Below are 16,691 nucleotides of genomic sequence, written 5' to 3' on the forward strand. Positions count from 1 at the left end.
GTAGGTGAGGCGCGCACGCCTCACCTGAGCCTGCCATGCAGTTGCTCAGAGCTTGGCCAGCAGCGCGTCCCACCTGGCCCGTGCCGCCGTCTCGTGGCGGGCCTTCACATGGCCGTAGCCGCGGATGTCCTCGGGCACCCGCGCCAGCTCGACGGCGGTGGGCAGCGTCTCGGCAGACAGGCCGGCCAACGCCTTGTCGACACCGGCGCGGTAGTTGGCGATCCAGCGGCGCTCCATGCGGCGCTCCTCGGTGTAGCCGAACACGTCAAAGGCCGTGCCGCGCAGGCCCTTGAGCTTGGCGAGCAGGCCGAAGGCGGGGCGAATCCAGGGGCCGAACGGGCGCTTGACCAGCTCGCCCTTGCTGTTCTTCTTCGCCAGCAGCGGCGGCGCCAGGTGGTGGACCAGTCTGTAGTCGCCCTCGAACATGCCGGCGACCTTGGCCGTGAAGGCCGCGTCGGTGTGCAGGCGCGCCACCTCGTACTCGTCCTTGTAGGCCATCAGCTTGAACAGGTAGCGGGCGACGGCCTCGGTCAAGCGGCTAGAGTTGAGCGGCACTTCGGCCGCGCGCACCTTCTCCACGAAGGCCTTGTACTCGGCCGCATAGCTTGCGCTCTGATAGCCCGTCAGGAAGTCCACGCGCTTGGCGACGATCTCGTCCAGGCCCTGACGCTTGACGAACTGGATGACCTGCTGCGCCGCATACAGCGCCTGCACGGCCGGCAAATCATGCGCGCAGCGCCGGCCCCACTCAAACGCGACCTTGTTGTTGTCCACCTGCACGCCGTTCAGCTCGATGGCGCGCATCAGCGCGTCGTAGCTCAGCGGTACACGGCCCTGCTGCCAGGCGTAGCCCAGCATCAGCGGGTTGGTGTAGAGCGAGTCGCCCACCAGCTTGACCGCCACTTCCTCGGCGTCGAAGGAACCCAGGTGGTCACGGCCCACCGCATTGCCCACCGCCGCCTCGCAGGCCGCGCCGGGGAAGCGCCAGTTCGCGTCGTTGACCAGCGTGGCCGTCGGCGAGCCATGCGTGTTCAGCGCGACATAGGTGCGACCCTCGCGCATGACGGCCAGCGTGGCTTTGTTGGCGGCGACGATGGCGTCGCAGGCGATGACGAGGTCGGCCTCTGCGGTGCCGACCTTGGTGCAGAAGATGGCCTCGGGCTCGTTGGCGATCTGGATGTGGCTCCAGGTCGCGCCACCCTTCTGCGCCAGGCCCGCCGCGTCCTGCGTGATGACGCCCTTGCCTTCCAGATGGGCCGCCATGCCCAGCAGCTGGCCGATGGTGATGACACCCGTGCCGCCCACGCCGCCGACGACGATGCCCCAGGCCTTCTCGGGGTTGGGCACCACCGGCATCGGCAGCATCGGCAGCGCTGCGTCGAACGGGCTCTTGCGGCCTTCCTTCTTGGGCTTCTTCAGCTCGCCGCCCTCGACGGTGACGAAGCTGGGGCAGAACCCCTTCACGCAGGAGTAGTCCTTGTTGCAGCTGTTCTGGTTGATCTGGCGCTTGCGGCCGAAGTCGGTCTCGACCGGCTCGACCGACAGGCAGTTGGACTGCACCGAGCAGTCGCCGCAGCCCTCGCAGACCAGCTCGTTGATGACGACGCGCTTGGCCGGGTCCACCAGCTTGCCGCGCTTCCTGCGGCGGCGCTTCTCGGTGGCACAGGTCTGGTCGTAGATGATGGCCGAGGTGCCCTCGATCTCGCGGAACTGGCGCTGGATGTCGTCCAGCTCGTCGCGGTGGTGCACCGTGACCCCCGGCGCCAGGGCGACACCCTCATATTTCGCCGGCTCGTCGGTGACGATGACCAGCTTCTTCACGCCCTCGGAGATCACGCTGTTCATGATCTGCAGCACCGTGTGGCCCTCGGGCCGCTCGCCCACGGTCTGGCCGCCGGTCATCGCAACCGCGTCGTTATACAAAATCTTGTAGGTGATGTTCACACCCGCCGCGATGCTCTGGCGGATGGCCAGGCTGCCGCTGTGGAAGTAGGTGCCGTCGCCGAGGTTGCTGAAGATGTGCTTCTCGTCGGTGAACGGCGCCTGGCCCACCCAGGGCACACCCTCGCCGCCCATCTGCGTGAAGGTGGCCGTCTTGCGACCGGGCATCCAGGTGACCATGTAGTGGCAGCCGATGCCGCCCACCGCGCGGCTGCCTTCCGGCACGCGGGTGCTGGTGTTGTGCGGGCAGCCGGAGCAGAACCAGGGCGTGCGGTCGGCGCCGCCGGCGGTCTGCTCCTCGGACTTCAACGCGGCCTCCTTGGCGTCGATGACCGCCATGCGCGCATCCAGGCGGGCACGGATGTCGGCGTCCACGCCCAGCTTCTTCAGCCGCTTGGCGATGGCGCGGGCAATGAGGGCCGGCGTCAGGTCGGCCTGCGGGCGCAGCAGCCAGTGTTCGCTGGGGTTGGGCACGCTCCACTCGCCGCCCTCGGCGTCGCCGGCGTCGAACTTGCCGAGCACATTGGGGCGCACGTCGGCGCGCCAGTTGTAGAGCTCTTCCTTGACCTGGTATTCGATGATCTGGCGCTTCTCCTCGACGACCAGGATCTCCTGCAAGCCCTTGGCGAACTCGCGCGTGATCTGCGCCTCCAGCGGCCACACCACATTGACCTTGTGCAGGCGAATGCCGACGCGGCGGCAGGTGTCGTCGTCCAGGCCCAGGTCGTGCAGCGCCTGGCGCGTGTCGTTGAAGGCCTTGCCGCTGGTGATGAGGCCGAAGCGATCGTTCGGCCCCTCAATGACGTTGTGGTTGAGCTTGTTGGCCCGGATGTAGGCCAGTGCCGCGTACCACTTGAAGTTCATCATCCGCGCCTCCTGCTCCAGCGGCGGATCGGGCCAGCGGATGTGCAGGCCGCCGGGCGGCATCTGGAAGTCCTCGGGCAGGATGATGTTGACGCGGTCGTGATCGACGCTGACCGAGGCCGAGCTCTCGACGATCTCCTGGATGGTCTTCATGCCCGCCCACAGGCCCGAGAAGCGGCTCATCGCCAAGGCGTGCAAGCCCATGTCGAGGATGTCCTGCACGCTGCTCGGGAAGAAGGTCGGGAAGCCCACGGCCTTGAAGACGTGGTCGCTCTGGTGGGCGGCCGTCGAGCTCTTGGCGATGTGGTCGTCGCCCGCAATGGCGATGACGCCGCCATGCTTGGACGTGCCGGCCATGTTGGCGTGCTTGAACACGTCGATGCAGCGGTCCACGCCCGGGCCCTTGCCGTACCAGAGGCCGAACACGCCGTCGAACTTGGCCTTCTCGGGGAAGAGGTCCAGCTGCTGCGTGCCCCACACGGCCGTCGCACCCAGCTCCTCGTTCACGCCCGGCTGGAAGACGATGTGCTGCTTGGCCAGGTGCTTCTTGGCCGCCCACAGCGCCTGGTCGTAAGTGCCCAGCGGCGAGCCGCGGTAGCCGCTGATGAAGCCCGCCGTATTCAAACCGGCCAGCGCGTCGCGCGTGCGCTGCAGCATGGGCAGTCGCACCAGCGCCTGCACGCCGCTCATGAAGGCTCGGCCGGAGTCCAGCGCGTACTTGTCGTCGAGCGAGACCGTTTGAAGGGCGCGCAGGACGTGCTCAGGCAGGGGGGCGTTCATCGGATCTAGCTCCTGATTGGCAGCTCGGCGTGGTGGCCCTTGTGGGGCCTGGCGCGCGGGCGTGTGGCCAGTATGGCCGGGCCGGTCAGTGTAGGGAAACGGGGGTAACGGGTGCTTTCCCGTTTGCGCTCAGAACATGCGCACACGGCAAGATCCTTTCGCAATCAAGCAGAATTCAATTCAATTCACATCGCTGATTCGTCGCCAAGGGCAAACCATGAGTTCCGCCGACCTCGACCGCTACCACATCGCCATCCTGGCCGAACTGCAGCGCGACGCCCGCCAGTCCAACGCCGAGCTGGCCCAGCGCATCGGCCTGTCGGCCGCGCCCACCTGGCGGCGCGTCAAGTGGCTGGAGGAGCAGGGCTACATCACCGGCTACCGCGCCGAGATCGACCGCCGCAAGATCGGCCTGGGCGTGCTGGCCTTCGTGCGCGTGGACGCCGAGCGCAGCGCCGCCACGGCCACCAAGGCGCTGGAGGACGCGATCCGCCTGCTGCCCGAGGTCATCGCCTGCCACTACATCTCGGGCACCGGCACCTTCGAGCTGCAGGTCATGGTGACCGACCTGGACGCCTTCTCTCGCTTCTCCATCAACACGCTCTTAAAGCTGCCCAACGTGAAGGACATCCACACCAGCTTCTCGCTCGGCGAGGTCAAGGCCAGCGGCGTGCTGCCGCTCGGCCACCTTGGCGGATGACCGCGCCCGCGCGCACCGCCAAACAGCAAGACCTGGCACGGCGATCGCGTTAGGCTGCGGCCATGGCGAAGTCGCACCTCCGCAGGCTGGGCGATCGATGGCTGGGCACTGAGCCCGCCCAGCGCCTGCGCCTGCGTCAGACCTCGCTGGCCATGCTGCTGATGGCCGTCAGCGTCGTCATGCTGCATCACGGCGTGGCCCTCACGCAGGGCAAAGCCGGCGCGCTCACCTGGGCCTGGACGGTCTACGCCGTGGGCGGCATGGCGCTCGTCTACGCCGCCATCCGCAGCGGCTGGTCGTTGCGTTTTGCCGACCCTTCGCTGACCACCGTGCAGATCGCCTTCGCGCTCAGCGCCGCCGCGCTGGCCTATGCGCAGGTGGGCCCGCTGCGCGGCGCCGTCTTTCCGGTGCTGACGCTGGTACAGATGTTCGGCATGTTCCAGCTGCGCGCGCGCAGCGCCTACGGCCTCGCGGCCTACGCACTGGTCCTCTTCGGCGCCGTCATGGCCACCATGTCCTGGCTGCGGCCCGAGGCCTACCCAGCGGAATTCGAGCGCATCCACTTCCTGATGCTGGCCTGCATGCTGCCCGCCGTGGCCGTGCTGACGGCGCGGCTGAGCCGCATCCGCCACCGCCTGGCCGACCAGCGCCAGGAGCTGGCCCGCGCGCTGGCGCAGCTGCACGCCATCGCCACACGCGACGAACTCACCGGCCTGCCCAACCGCCGCCAGATGCAGGCCTTGATGGACCAGGAACTGTTGCGCTCGCTGCGTCAAGGGCACGACTTCTGCATCGCCGTGCTGGATCTGGACCACTTCAAGCGCATCAACGACCAGCACGGCCACGCGGCAGGCGACACCGTGCTGCGCGCCTTCGCCCAGACCGGCCAGGCGGCGCTGCGCGCCACCGATGTCATCGCCCGCTGGGGCGGCGAGGAGTTCCTCGTGCTGCTGCCCGACACCGCCATGCCGCTGGCGCTGGTGGGCATGGAGCGGCTGCGCCTGCAGGTCGCCGCGCAGCGCATCGACATGGGCAGCGGCATGCCGGTCTCGGTCACGGTCTCCATCGGCCTGACCGGCCACCGCCGAGGCGATACCCTGGCGCAAACGCTGGAGCGCGCCGACCAGTTGCTCTACCAGGCCAAGGCCGAGGGCCGCGACCGCATCTGCGAAGGCCCATGAGCCCGGGCGGCACCTCGCGCCGCCCGCCATCACCTGAACCCATGACCACCCACCTGCCCCTGCGCCACCTGCTGCTCGCCCTCGCCGTCGTCGCCATCTGGGGCAGCAACTTCGTCGTCATCAAGTACGCGCTGGACACCCTGCCGCCCATGCTGCTCGCCGTGCTGCGCTTTGCCATCGCCTTCGTGCCGGCCTGCTTCTTCCTGGCGCGGCCGGCCGTCGGCTGGCGCAACCTGGCGGGCTACGGCCTGTTCGTGGCCGTGGGCCAGTTCGGGCTGCTGTACCTCGCCATGCGCAGCGAGATCTCACCGGGGCTGGCCTCGCTGGTCATCCAGACGCAGGTGTTCTTCACGCTGCTGCTGGCCGTGCGCCTGGCCGGCGAGCGCGTGCTGGCCGCGCAGTGGCTGGGCCTGGCGCTGGCCGTGTGCGGCATCGCCGTCATCGTGCTGCACACGGACGGCACGACCACGCCGCTGGGCCTGGCGATGGTGCTGGCCGCCGCCTTCTCCTGGGCCTGCGGCAACATCGTCGGCAAGCGCGCGGGGCGAGTGAACATGCTCGCCTACGTCGTCTGGAGCAGCGCCTTCGCGGTGCCGCCGCTGCTGGTGCTGGCGCTGCTGGTCGACGGGCCCGAGCGCGTCACGACGGCGCTCGTGGCCGCCGACGCCGGCACCTGGGTGGCCGTGCTGTGGCAGAGCTTTGCCAACACGTTGTTCGGCTACGGCTGCTGGAGCTGGCTGCTGGCCCGCCACCCGGCCGCGCGCATCGTGCCGATGGCCTTGCTGGTGCCCATCTTCGGCATGGGCGCCAGCGCCCTGCTGCTGGCCGAGGCGCTGCCCGGCTGGAAGCTGGCCGCCGCCGCGCTGGTGATGGCCGGCCTGGCAATCAACCTGTTCGGGCCGCAGCTGCTCCGGCGCAGCCGGTAGGCTGCGGCCCATGGACTGGAACGACATCCTCCACTTCCTGACGCTGGCGCGCATGAAGTCCGTCAGGGCTGCCGGCAGCTGCCTGGGCGTCAGCCACTCGACGGTGCTGCGGCGCGTGGAGGCGCTGGAAGCGCAACTCGGCACGCGATTGTTTGATCGCACCCGGGACGGCTATGTCCTCACCGCGGCGGGTGAGCAGATGCTGCCGGGCGCCGAACGCGTCGAACAGGAGATGGCGGCGCTCGCGCGCGGTGTGGCGGGCGCCGACGAGCGCCTGGCCGGCCGCGTCACGCTGACCTGCTGCGACGGCTACGTGGCGCGCCTGCTGCTGGCCGGGCTGCGCGACATGTGCGCGGCGCACCCCGGCATCGAACTGGCCATCAACGTGGACACCCGCGCCTTCGACCTGAGCCGCAGCGAGGCCGACATCGCCGTGCGCACCTTGCGCTGCGGCGTGCAGCCACCCAGCCACCTGATTGCGCAGCCGCTCGTGCCGCTGGTGATCGCCAACTATGCGGCGCGGGCGCATGCGGACCGCCTGCCAACGCGCTGGCTGGGCTTCGAGCCTGCCGACGCGCAGGCGGCGCTGGTCGCCCAGTCCAGCCATGCCGACCTGCCTTGCTGGGGTGTCTTCTCATCGCTTGAACTGATGGTGGACGCCGCCCACGCAGGCCTGGGCCTGGTCATGCTGCCGACCTATGTGGGCGACGGCGAGCCGCAATTGCTGCGGCTCGCCCAGGCCGACATCCGCCACGTGGCCGACCTGTGGCTGCTCAGCCATCCCGACCTGCGCGACAACGCCCGCATCCGCACCGTCCGCCGGCATGTGGCGCAGGTGTTCGCAGACCAGCAGCCGCTCTTCGACGGCCGCCGTGGCTGCTTTTCGCACCCGGCCGGTGCCGATTCAGACCGCCCCGACGGCGCGCAGCCCGCCTAGCATCGCCGCCGTGTTTCACGGCAGTCTTGGCCATGGCAGATCCTGAGTTCTGGAACGGCATCGCGGAACGCTACGCCCGCCAGCCCGTCGCCAACCCGCAGTCGTTCGAGCGCAAGATCGACGTCACCGCGTCATTGATCGGCCAGCACAGCGTCGTGCTGGACATCGGCTGCGGCACCGGCTCGCTGGCACTGCGCCTGGCCCCGCACGCGCAGGCGGTGCATGGACTGGATGCCTCCAGCCGCATGATCGACATCGCCCGCCAGAAGGCGGCCACGGAGCAGGTGCGCAACGTCGAATTCCACCTGGGCGCCTTGGGCGCCGGCCTGAGCGCGTTCGCCGACGCGAGCCTGGATGTCGTCTGCGCCTACAGCCTGCTGCACCTGGTGACGGACCGGCCCGCCGCGCTGCGCCAGATGCACCGGCTGCTGAAGCCCGGCGGCTACTTCGTGTCGTCGACGACCTGCCTGGGCTGGAGCTGGCCGCTGCTCAAACCGGTGCTGCGGACGATGCGTTGGCTGGGCAAGGCACCTCACGTGGACGGCTTCGACAGCCAGCGCCTGGCGCGCGAGATTCGCGATGCCGGCTTCGTCGACCTGCGCCAGCCCGACGTGGGCGCCAAGCGCTCCATTGCCTTCATCGTCGCGCGCCGGCCGGTGTGAATCTCCAGCAACAACGAGGAAAGACGTGAAAGCCATCGATACGACGGCAGCAGTGCTGCAAGACACCCGGGTCGACATCAAGGCGCAGCTCTCGGCGCTCTGGGTCACGGCGATGTTCTGCTACATCTATGCCGACATCCTCGGGCTCTATGACAAGTGGCTGCTGGGCGAGATCCTCAAAGGCAACATGGGGCCGCTAGGCCCGATCACCCAGGGGCTGAAGCTGGGCGTGGCCGTGCTGATGTCCGTGCCGGCGCTGATGGTGCTGGCGTCGCTGACACTGAATGCCCGGGCGAATCGATGGGCGAACATGGTGTCGGGCTCGCTGATGACCGTCGTCATCCTGCTGACGCTGGTCATGGCCTTTGTCACCCAAGCCTGGGCGTACTACGTCTACTTCGCCGTCATCGAGGTGTCGCTCACGACCTTCATCGCCTACCGCGCCTGGGCCTGGCCACGCAGCGGGCCGTGAGGCGCCTATGCTGGCGCGCATCATGAAACGCCGCCATCTGTCCGCCCTGCTCCTCCTGACATTGCCCGCCCTGGCCAGCGCCGCGCCGCCGGACATCCAGCTGCTCGTCGAGCTGCGCTGGGTGGACAGCGCCCTGCCGCCCGCGGCCCAGGCCGGCGTGCGTGACGGTGCGGTCGTCGTCGGCACGGCGGGCACGGTGTCGCCACGCGGGCCCGGGGTCGTCACGTCCACGGTGCCTGCCGTGTCGGTGCCGACGCATCGCCTGCTGGTGCAGAACGGCGAACGCGCCAGCGCACGGCTGACGACGCGCGACCCGCTGCAGTGGCTGGACACCACCGTCGAGCTGACCCCCAGCGGTGCCACGCGGCGCATCTACGCCAGCCCGACGGCGCAGCAGCGCCAGGTCACGCAGAGCTTCATGGTCACGCCGACCTGGCCCGGTGGCGCGGCGCCGGTGCGCGTGACCTTCGACGTGGAGGACGGCGGCAAAGGCTTCCAGTCCACGCTGAGCCTGCCGATGGGGCGCTGGCAGACGGCGGCCCGCTCGGGCGGCACGGCAGCCCCGGCGCCAGCCGGCACCGTCAGCAGCCGCGACGCGGCCGGCCAGCCGGAGCGCGAGCTGCAGCTGCGCGTGTCGATTCAGCCCTGAGCGGAACAACAGCGAAGGGAGCCTGCTCCCCGAACTGCCAACTACTTCGCACCGCCCGCTGCGGACTGCGTGTAAGGTGGCCGCTTTGCAACATCCGCCCCGCCCGATGAGACTCGCCTTGATCGCCCACGACGGCAAGAAGGACGACATGATCGCCCTCGCCGCCGACTTCCTGCCGCTGCTGCGGCGCTGCCAGCTGATCGCCACCGGCACCACGGGCAGCCGCCTGGCCGAGGCGCACGGCCTGGTCATCGAGCGCATGTTGAGCGGCCCACTGGGCGGCGACCTGCAGATCGGCGCGCGGCTGGCGGTTGGCGAGCTGGACGGCGTGGTCTTCCTGCGCGACCCGATGACGCCGCAGCCGCACGAACCCGACATCAACGCCCTGGTGCGCGCCTGCGACGTGCACGACGTGCCCTGCGCCACCAACGTGGCCACCGCGCGTCTGCTTCTGGGACAGTGGGCCGCGAAATGAAAGTGACGGCGCCGGCATGAAACGCCGGCTGTCCCGGCTGCGCATCCGCACCCGGCTGGGCCTGGCCTTCGCGGTGCTGCTGCTGTTGCTGCTGGGCCTGGCGGCGCTGTCGCTGCACCGGCTCACGGGGCTGTCCGACACGCTGAACCAGATCGTCGACGAGCAGGCCGCCGTCCGCGACTCCGTCAACGAGATCAACCGCAACGCCGAGGCCGTGGCGCGCAAGCTGCTGGTGCTGATGAGCCCGGACGACGAGCTGCGCATCGCCTCCTACCCCGAGATCGAGGCCGCCAACTCGCGGCTGGACGACGCCATGCAGCGCCTGGCCCTCGTGCTGCCGCCGGGGCCGCGCAGCGCCCGGCTGGCCGAGGCGCGCGAGCGCCTGGCCGAGTACCGCACCAGCTACGAGGAGGTGCGCCTGCTCATCGAGCAGGACGACTTCCCGGCCGCACGGGCGCTGCTGGGCGGCGACACCGAGTTCACGCTGGCGCAGTTCGTCGGCGCCATCCAGCAGCTCGCCTCCAGCGAGGAGCGCGCCGGCACGGCCAAGGCGCGCGAGCTGCGCGAGCAGATCGACGTCGACCGCACCGGCGTGCTGGTGCTGTGCGCCGCCGCCCTCGTCGCCGGCGCGCTGCTGGCCGTGGGCGTCACGCGCTCCATCGTCAATCCGCTCAAGCGCGCCGAGGACGGCGCCGAGCTGATCGCCCAGGGCCAGTACGGCCATCGCATCGAGGTCGACGGCGCCGACGAGCTGGGCCACATGGCGACTGCGATCAACACCATGGCCGTCGCGGTCGGCGAGCGCGAAGCCGAGCTGCGCCGCCTGGCCGACGTGGACCTGCTGACCGGCCTGCCGCAGCGGGCCCGCTTCATCGCCGACGGCGACCGCCTGCTGGCCAGCCTGCCCGAGGGCGAGCAGCTGGCCGTGCTGATCTGCATCGACGTGGACAGGCTCAAGGCCGTCAACAGCCTGCTGGGCTTCGATGCCGGCGATGCGCTGCTGCGCGGCGCGGCCGACAAGCTCGGCGCGCTGTTCGAGGGCGTGGCCGCCTACGGGCGCCTGGCCGGCGGCACGTTTGCCGCGCTGTCGCCGGTGCTGCGCGCAGAGCACGGCGCGGCGCTGGCCGTGCAGCTGCGCGAGGAGGTGGAGCACAAGCTGTCATGGCAGGGCCAGTCGCTGGACCTGTCGGTGTCGCTGGGTGTGGCGCACTGGCCCGAGCATGCAGCCGACACCGAGACGCTGCTGCGCCGCGCCGAGCAGGCCATGTTCGAGGCCAAGCGCCTGCGCCAGGCCGTGACGGTCTACAACCCCGGCGCCGAGGCCGCGCGCACGCTGCACCTGAGCCTGCTGTCCGACCTGCACACCGCCATCCAGCAGGACCAGCTGCGCCAGTTCCTGCAGCCCAAGCGCTGCCTGAAGACCGGCCGCATCGTCGGCGCCGAGGCGCTGGTGCGCTGGCAGCACCCGCAGCGCGGCTGGCTGCCGCCGGCCGACTTCATCCCCTTTGCCGAGCGCAGCGGCCGCATCCGCCAGATCACGGACTGGATGCTGAACCGCGCGGTGCACACGCTGGCCGACCGCGAGGCGGCCGGTCTCGCGCCGATCTATATCGCCGTCAACATCTCGACGCTGGACATCCAGGACCAGACCCTGCCCGCGCGGCTGGCCGCGATGCTGGCCGAGTACCGCGTGGACCCTGGCCAGCTGCAGCTGGAGGTGACCGAGACCGGCCTGATGTCCAGCGGCACCGACCCCATCGCCGTGCTGCATGCACTGAAGGCCTGGGGCGTGCGCCTGGCCATCGACGACTTCGGCACCGGCCAGTCGTCCCTCGCCTACCTGCAGCACCTGCCGGTGGATGAACTGAAGATAGACCGCAGCTTCATCCAGGACGTCCACACCGACCCGCGCCGCGAGGCACTGCTGCGCTCCATCGTCGGCGTGGGCCAGGGCCTGGGCCTGACGGTGACGGCCGAGGGCGTCGAGAACGAGGCCGAGCTGGCGGTCGTGCAGGGCTGCAGCTGCGACCAGCTGCAGGGCTATCTGCTGGCCAAACCGATGGACTTGACGGCCTTCGAGGGCTGGCTCGCGTCCGCAGGCTAAAATCCGCGCCTTTCGTAGTTTTGCCCCTGTTGTGGGCTAGTTTTACTGGAGCCATCATGGGCAAGAAGATCGTTACCGAAGCGGACCGCCGCGCATCCCCCCGTCCCGCAGCCCCCAAGGGCGTGACCTTCACCGCCGGCAAGGGCCAGCTGAGCAGCCTGGAGCGCGGTGCCCACACCCGTTCCAAGAAGAACCCGGGCAAGCGCCCGCATTCGGGCTGATCTTCGGGCTGACCGCCTGAAGGTTCACCACACAGGCCCTGCGGGGCCTGTTTGTTTTTGTCGGCTAGATATCGACCAAACCATGATCCGCATCACCGAACTCCGCCTGCCGCTCAACCATGACGAAGGCGCGCTGCGCCCCGCCGTGCTGGCGCGGCTCAAGCTCACCGACGCCGAGCTGGCCACCATCCACGTCTTCCGCCGTGGCTACGACGCGCGCAAGCGCAGCGACATCCAGCTCGTCTACACGCTGGACTGCAAGCTGGCCGATGGCGTCGACGAAGCCACCGTGCTGGCGCGCTTTGCCGGCGACCACCAGGTGCGCCCCACGCCCGACACCGGCTACCACTTCCTGGCCCAGGTGGGTGAGCACACCGGCCCGCGCCCCGTCGTCGTCGGCTTCGGCCCCTGCGGCCTGTTCGCCGCGCTGATCCTGGCGCAGATGGGCTTGCGGCCCATCGTGCTGGAGCGCGGCAAGTCCGTGCGCGAACGCACGCAGGACACCTGGGGCCTGTGGCGCGAGCAAAAGCTGCACCCCGAAAGCAACGTGCAGTTCGGCGAGGGCGGCGCCGGCACCTTCTCCGACGGCAAGCTGTGGAGCCAGATCACCGACCCGCGCCACCTGACGCGCAAGGTGCTGACCGAGTTCGTCAAGGCCGGCGCGCCGGACGAGATCCTGTACGTCAGCAAGCCCCACATCGGCACCTTCCGCCTCGTCAGCATGATCATCAAGATGCGCGCCGACATCGAGGCGCTGGGCGGCGAGATCCGGTTCCAGCAGAAGATGACCGACCTGCTCATCGAGGACGGCGCCGTGCGAGGTGTGACGCTGGAATCCGGCGAGCAGATCGACACCACCCACGTGGTCATCGCGTTAGGCCACAGCGCCCGCGACACCTTCCAGATGCTGCATGCGCGCGGCGTGCACATGGAGGCCAAGCCGTTCTCCATCGGCTACCGCATCGAGCACCCGCAGAGCCTGATCGACGCGGCCCGCTTCGGCGCCAACGCCGGCAACCCCATCCTGGGCGCGGCCGATTACAAGCTCGTCCACCACGCCAGGAACGGCCGTTCGGTCTACAGCTTCTGCATGTGCCCCGGCGGCACGGTGGTGGCCGCCACGAGCGAAGAGCACCGCGTCGTCACCAACGGCATGAGCCAGTACTCGCGCAACGAGCGCAACGCCAACGCCGGCATCGTCGTGGGCCTGGCGCCCGAGGACTACCGGCAGGACGGCAAGCGCGACGGCAGCCCCGTGAACCCGCTGGACGGCATGGCCTTCCAGCGCCTCTGGGAAAGCCGCGCCTACGAGCTGGGCGGCGGCGGCTACCTGGCACCGGGCTCGCTGGTGGGCGACTTCATCAAGCGCCAGGTCAGCAAGGCCTTCGGCGACGTGGTGCCGAGCTACAAGCCGGGCGTGACGCTGACGGACCTGCAGGCCAAGGGCAACGGCTCGCTGCCGACGTATTGCCTGGAAGCGATCCGCGAAGCCCTGCCGGCATTTGCCCGCCAGATCCGCGGCTTCGACCGCCCGGACGCGGTGCTGACCGGCGTGGAGACGCGCACGTCATCGCCGCTGCGCATCAACCGCGGGCGCGACTACCAGAGCGTCAATGTGCGCGGGCTGTTCCCGGCAGGTGAAGGCGCCGGGTATGCGGGCGGGATCATGAGCGCCGGCGTCGACGGCATCGAGGTGGCCGAGGCGCTGGCGGCGGACCTGCTCGGCATGCCGGATGCGCCGGTGCTGCAGGGCAAGGGGTCCAAGGCGGGTGGGCAGGTTTGATCTAGCGCTGAACGCGAAAGATCCCGCCCTTCTTGTAGCCCGCCTGCTCATGGAACAGGTCGAACAGGAACTGCTCCAGTTCATCGTCGGCGACCAACTCCGGGATGACGAAGTGGGCCGGCGAGCGCTTGCCGTCGTTGCCGACAGACAGCACGGACCAACCGCCGCCGGTTCGCTCGATATCGAACAGGCCGCCAAAGACGTTGAAGCGTTCGGAAATCACCGTATCAATCCTCCGGAAACCGCGCGGCCCACAACGCCGCCAACCTCGGCTCCGCGTCGACATGGTGAACCGCCGCCAGCATGCGCGGCGCCACCTCGGCAAACCGCTCCCGCCACGGGCCGAAGCGAGACACGACGGCCACGTACAGGTCCAGCACGGTCAGCTCGTCGCCGAGCAGGTAGCGGCCGGGGTTGAGCTGGCCGTCCATGTTGGCCCAGCAGAAGGCGATGCGCTCGTGCACGGCCTCGATGACGGACTCGCACGCTGCCTGCGGCGCGCCGATGCGACTCACGTCGGGCTTGATCCAGTGCAGCGAGTAGATGGCCGATGACACATAGAGCATCCAGCGCAGGAACTGCCGCCGCTTCGGATCGTTGGGCGCCGGGGCCAGCGAAGCGGCCGGGTCCAGGTCGGCCAGGTAGATCAGGATGGCCGCGCTCTCGGTCATGACCTCGCCATCGGGCATGACCAGCGTCGGGATCTGGCGCATCGGGTTGCTGGTGGCCACGCGATCGCGCGCGGCCTCCTCGGCCCATGTCGCGCCTTCGATCAACGTGTAGGGCAGGCCCAGCAGCGTCAGCGCGGCTTCGACGGCGACCGCCCCGGAGGCTTCGGCGCCGTAGAGGGTCAGTGGGGCATGGGGGTGGTGCATGACATCGGCTCCTTCATCCGCCCTGAGTGGCGGCCAGATAGGCCAGCAGGTCCGCCACCTTGCGCTGGTTCATGCCGAGGCCCCAGTAGCGCATCTTGGTGCCGGGCACGACGGCGCCTGGGTCGCGCAGGAAGGCGGTCAGCGTGGCCTCGTTCCAAACCAGGCGCGAGGCCTTCATGCCGGCGGAATAGGCATAGCCCGGCGACGACCCGGCTTTGCGACCCACCAATGCGTTCAGGTGCGGACCGAAGGCGTGGCGCGCAGCCGGCCCCACGGCATGGCAGTTGGCGCAGGAGGCGAAAACCTTGCGGCCGGCCGCCGCGTCGCCCGCTGCCACGGCCCACGGCGCCATGGCGGGCAGCAGCAACGCCAGCGCAACGGCCTGCGGCGTCATGGCTGCTCACCCCCGGTGGCCATCATGTCGATCAGCTCCTTCACGAACGCCAGCGCGTCCTCAGGCGTCTCGAAGTGCATCTCGTTGTTCAGTTCGACAACCTCGCCTTCCGGCCCCTTGTGCACGACCGACCAGCCGCCGGCGCCGCCGTCCACCGCAAGCAGGCCGAACTGGCCGGGGGTGAGGTCGCGGGCGCTGCCCGATGTCATCACGATGTCGCGGCCGAGGTGGGAGTGATAGCGTCTCATCGAGGCCATTCTCAAGGAGACCCCACATGAAAGCAGTCTGGAACGGCGTGACCATCGCCGAAAGCGACGACACGGTCGTCGTCGAAGGCAACCACTACTTCCCGCCCGAGTCGCTGAAGAAGGAGTACACAACCTTCTCCAACCACCGCAGCGGCTGCCACTGGAAAGGCCAGGCGCAGTACCTCAGCCTGTTCGTCAACGGCGAGATGAACGCGGACGCCGTCTGGTACTACGCCGACCCGCTGCCTGCGGCGGCCGAGATCAAGGGCCGCTATGCGTTCTGGAAGGGCGTGAAGGTCACGGAGTAACGCCTTGAGGAAGCAGCGCCCACAGCCGCAGTGGCTGCTTCGTGCGGCCGGCCTGCAGCGCGGCCTCGTCGCCCCAACCCCAGAACAGATCGGCGCGCACGGCGCCCTGGATCGCGGCACCCGTGTCCTGCGCCAGCACCAGGCGGCGCAGCGGCGTGGTGGACAGCGGCTCGGTGCTGTCCAGCCACAACGGCGTGCCTAACGCGATGAACGAGCGGTCGATGGCAACCGAGCGGCCCGGCATGAGCGCCACGCCCTGGGCGCCGCGCGGGCCTTGGCCGGCGTCGGTCAGCGGCTCCTCGCGGAAGTAGACGATGCGCGGGTTGACGGCCAGCGCGTCACGCACCTTGGCGGGGTTGTTGCGGGCCCAGTCGCTCAGGCCCTTCCAGCTCGCGTCACGCAGCTCACCGCGCGCCAGCAGCGTGCGGGCGACGGACTCGAAGGGCTGGTCGTTGTGGCCGGCAAAGGCGACGCGGCTGATGCGCTCGGCGCCGGTCGCATCACGCATGACGAGGCGGCCCGAGCCTTGGATCTGCAGTTGCAGCAGCGCAAAGGGGTCGTCCAGATAGGCCAGCTCCAGCGCCGCGAAGCGCGGGTGGCTGTCGATGTCGCGGCGCGGCAGGCGGCGCAGCGCCGGGTCGCTGGGCAGCGCATGCAGCGGCCACTGGAAGGCGCCCTGGCGCGTGCGGCTGGCCGGGAGCTGGGGCTCGAAGTAGCCGGTCAACAAGCCGGTGTCGCCACTGCCTGACGCCACGCGCCAGGGCCGCAGATGCTTCATCAGGAACAGCGTCGCCTCGGTCGCGTCGGCGGGCGTCTGCAGCGCGGCGCGGGCGCAGAACTCGGCCCAGCCGGCGGCGGGGCGCTGGCAGTTGCCGAGCAGCGCGGGCCAGGCGGCGAGCAGCTCGTCGCTGCCCCAGCCGGGCAGGTCCTGCCAGTCCACGGCGACCCAGCGCTGTGCGACAGGCTGAGGCGACGGGGCCACCGGACGCTGCGGATGCAGCGGCGGCGCGGAGCAGGCCGCCAGCATTCCTAGAATCGCGGCCAGTCCCCCACGCGCCCACCCTGCCATGCTGCTGCTCCTCCTCGAAGCCCTCGGCGCACTGCTGATCATCGTCTTCATCATCTGGTGGACCATGTTCTCGGGCCGCAAGAACGGCGAGCGCAAGGACGA

The 16,691-nt window shown here is 69.6% G+C and carries 18 protein-coding genes; 12 read left to right on the forward strand and 6 right to left on the reverse strand.

The annotated features are described in order from the left end of the window. Positions 1-45: 45 nt before the first annotated feature. A complete protein-coding gene (locus tag ACG00Y_RS16710) occupies positions 46-3,585 on the reverse strand; it encodes an indolepyruvate ferredoxin oxidoreductase family protein (RefSeq protein ID WP_394480725.1) in 3,540 nt (1,179 codons plus the stop codon). A gap of 217 nt (positions 3,586-3,802) precedes the next feature. Between ACG00Y_RS16710 and ACG00Y_RS16715 the strand changes: the two genes are divergently transcribed. From ACG00Y_RS16715 to ACG00Y_RS16765, 11 genes are all read left to right on the forward strand, one after another. Then, on the forward strand, positions 3,803-4,285 hold the full coding sequence (locus ACG00Y_RS16715) for an Lrp/AsnC family transcriptional regulator (protein ID WP_394480726.1): 483 nt from the start codon (positions 3,803-3,805) through the stop codon (positions 4,283-4,285). Positions 4,286-4,347: 62 nt separating this feature from the next. Continuing rightward, positions 4,348-5,466: a diguanylate cyclase gene (locus ACG00Y_RS16720; protein ID WP_394480728.1), complete on the forward strand. Its 1,119-nt coding sequence runs from the start codon at positions 4,348-4,350 to the stop codon at positions 5,464-5,466. A gap of 41 nt (positions 5,467-5,507) precedes the next feature. Continuing rightward, positions 5,508-6,392 carry an EamA family transporter gene (locus ACG00Y_RS16725; RefSeq protein ID WP_419964750.1) on the forward strand — a complete coding sequence of 295 codons (885 nt, stop codon included), beginning with the start codon at positions 5,508-5,510 and terminating at the stop codon, positions 6,390-6,392. Between the two features lie 10 nt (positions 6,393-6,402). Further along, positions 6,403-7,329, forward strand: coding sequence for a LysR family transcriptional regulator (locus tag ACG00Y_RS16730; RefSeq protein WP_394480729.1), 927 nt, complete (start codon positions 6,403-6,405; stop codon positions 7,327-7,329). A gap of 32 nt (positions 7,330-7,361) precedes the next feature. Next, positions 7,362-7,991 (forward strand): class I SAM-dependent methyltransferase, encoded by a 630-nt coding sequence (locus tag ACG00Y_RS16735; protein ID WP_394480731.1) that lies wholly within the window; start codon positions 7,362-7,364, stop codon positions 7,989-7,991. A 25-nt stretch (positions 7,992-8,016) separates the two neighbouring features. Continuing rightward, complete coding sequence (locus ACG00Y_RS16740) at positions 8,017-8,463, forward strand: DUF6326 family protein (RefSeq protein WP_394480733.1); 447 nt, start codon at positions 8,017-8,019, stop codon at positions 8,461-8,463. A gap of 22 nt (positions 8,464-8,485) precedes the next feature. Then, on the forward strand, positions 8,486-9,112 hold the full coding sequence (locus ACG00Y_RS16745; RefSeq protein WP_394480735.1) for a hypothetical protein: 627 nt from the start codon (positions 8,486-8,488) through the stop codon (positions 9,110-9,112). Positions 9,113-9,218: 106 nt separating this feature from the next. Continuing rightward, the gene (locus ACG00Y_RS16750; RefSeq protein ID WP_394480736.1) at positions 9,219-9,587 is read left to right on the forward strand and encodes a methylglyoxal synthase; all 369 of its coding nucleotides are present in this window, start codon (positions 9,219-9,221) and stop codon (positions 9,585-9,587) included. Positions 9,588-9,603: 16 nt separating this feature from the next. Then, on the forward strand, positions 9,604-11,691 hold the full coding sequence (locus ACG00Y_RS16755; protein ID WP_394480738.1) for a putative bifunctional diguanylate cyclase/phosphodiesterase: 2,088 nt from the start codon (positions 9,604-9,606) through the stop codon (positions 11,689-11,691). Between the two features lie 56 nt (positions 11,692-11,747). Further along, entirely contained in the window at positions 11,748-11,912 is a 165-nt protein-coding gene (locus ACG00Y_RS16760; RefSeq protein ID WP_394480740.1) for a hypothetical protein, read from the forward strand. An 82-nt stretch (positions 11,913-11,994) separates the two neighbouring features. Beyond that, the gene (locus ACG00Y_RS16765; RefSeq protein ID WP_394480742.1) at positions 11,995-13,695 is read left to right on the forward strand and encodes an NAD(P)/FAD-dependent oxidoreductase; all 1,701 of its coding nucleotides are present in this window, start codon (positions 11,995-11,997) and stop codon (positions 13,693-13,695) included. 1 nt (position 13,696) lies between these two features. Here ACG00Y_RS16765 and ACG00Y_RS16770 read toward each other — a convergent pair whose 3' ends face one another. From ACG00Y_RS16770 to ACG00Y_RS16785, 4 genes are read right to left on the reverse strand one after another with little or no spacing between them, the layout of a single operon-like run. After that, positions 13,697-13,918, reverse strand: coding sequence for a DUF7661 family protein (locus tag ACG00Y_RS16770; RefSeq protein WP_394480743.1), 222 nt, complete (start codon positions 13,916-13,918; stop codon positions 13,697-13,699). A 4-nt stretch (positions 13,919-13,922) separates the two neighbouring features. Then, a complete protein-coding gene (locus tag ACG00Y_RS16775) occupies positions 13,923-14,570 on the reverse strand; it encodes a glutathione S-transferase family protein (protein ID WP_394480745.1) in 648 nt (215 codons plus the stop codon). Positions 14,571-14,583: 13 nt separating this feature from the next. Further along, positions 14,584-14,964, reverse strand: a complete 381-nt coding sequence (locus ACG00Y_RS16780; RefSeq protein WP_394480747.1) for a c-type cytochrome — start codon at positions 14,962-14,964, stop codon at positions 14,584-14,586. Then, the gene (locus ACG00Y_RS16785; protein WP_394480749.1) at positions 14,961-15,212 is read right to left on the reverse strand and encodes a hypothetical protein; all 252 of its coding nucleotides are present in this window, start codon (positions 15,210-15,212) and stop codon (positions 14,961-14,963) included. Before ACG00Y_RS16785 ends, ACG00Y_RS16780 begins: the two co-directional genes overlap by 4 nt. Before the next feature lie 26 nt (positions 15,213-15,238). Here ACG00Y_RS16785 and ACG00Y_RS16790 point away from each other — a divergent pair, with 26 nt between their 5' ends. Beyond that, the gene (locus ACG00Y_RS16790) at positions 15,239-15,520 is read left to right on the forward strand and encodes a DUF427 domain-containing protein (RefSeq protein ID WP_394480750.1); all 282 of its coding nucleotides are present in this window, start codon (positions 15,239-15,241) and stop codon (positions 15,518-15,520) included. Here ACG00Y_RS16790 and mltA read toward each other — a convergent pair. Next, positions 15,510-16,502: a murein transglycosylase A gene (gene mltA, locus ACG00Y_RS16795; protein ID WP_394480752.1), complete on the reverse strand. Its 993-nt coding sequence runs from the start codon at positions 16,500-16,502 to the stop codon at positions 15,510-15,512. The genes ACG00Y_RS16790 and mltA overlap by 11 nt on opposite strands. Positions 16,503-16,691 lie beyond the last annotated feature (189 nt).

The organism is Pelomonas parva (assembly GCF_043555835.1).
GTDB lineage: Bacteria > Pseudomonadota > Gammaproteobacteria > Burkholderiales > Burkholderiaceae_C > Pelomonas > Pelomonas parva.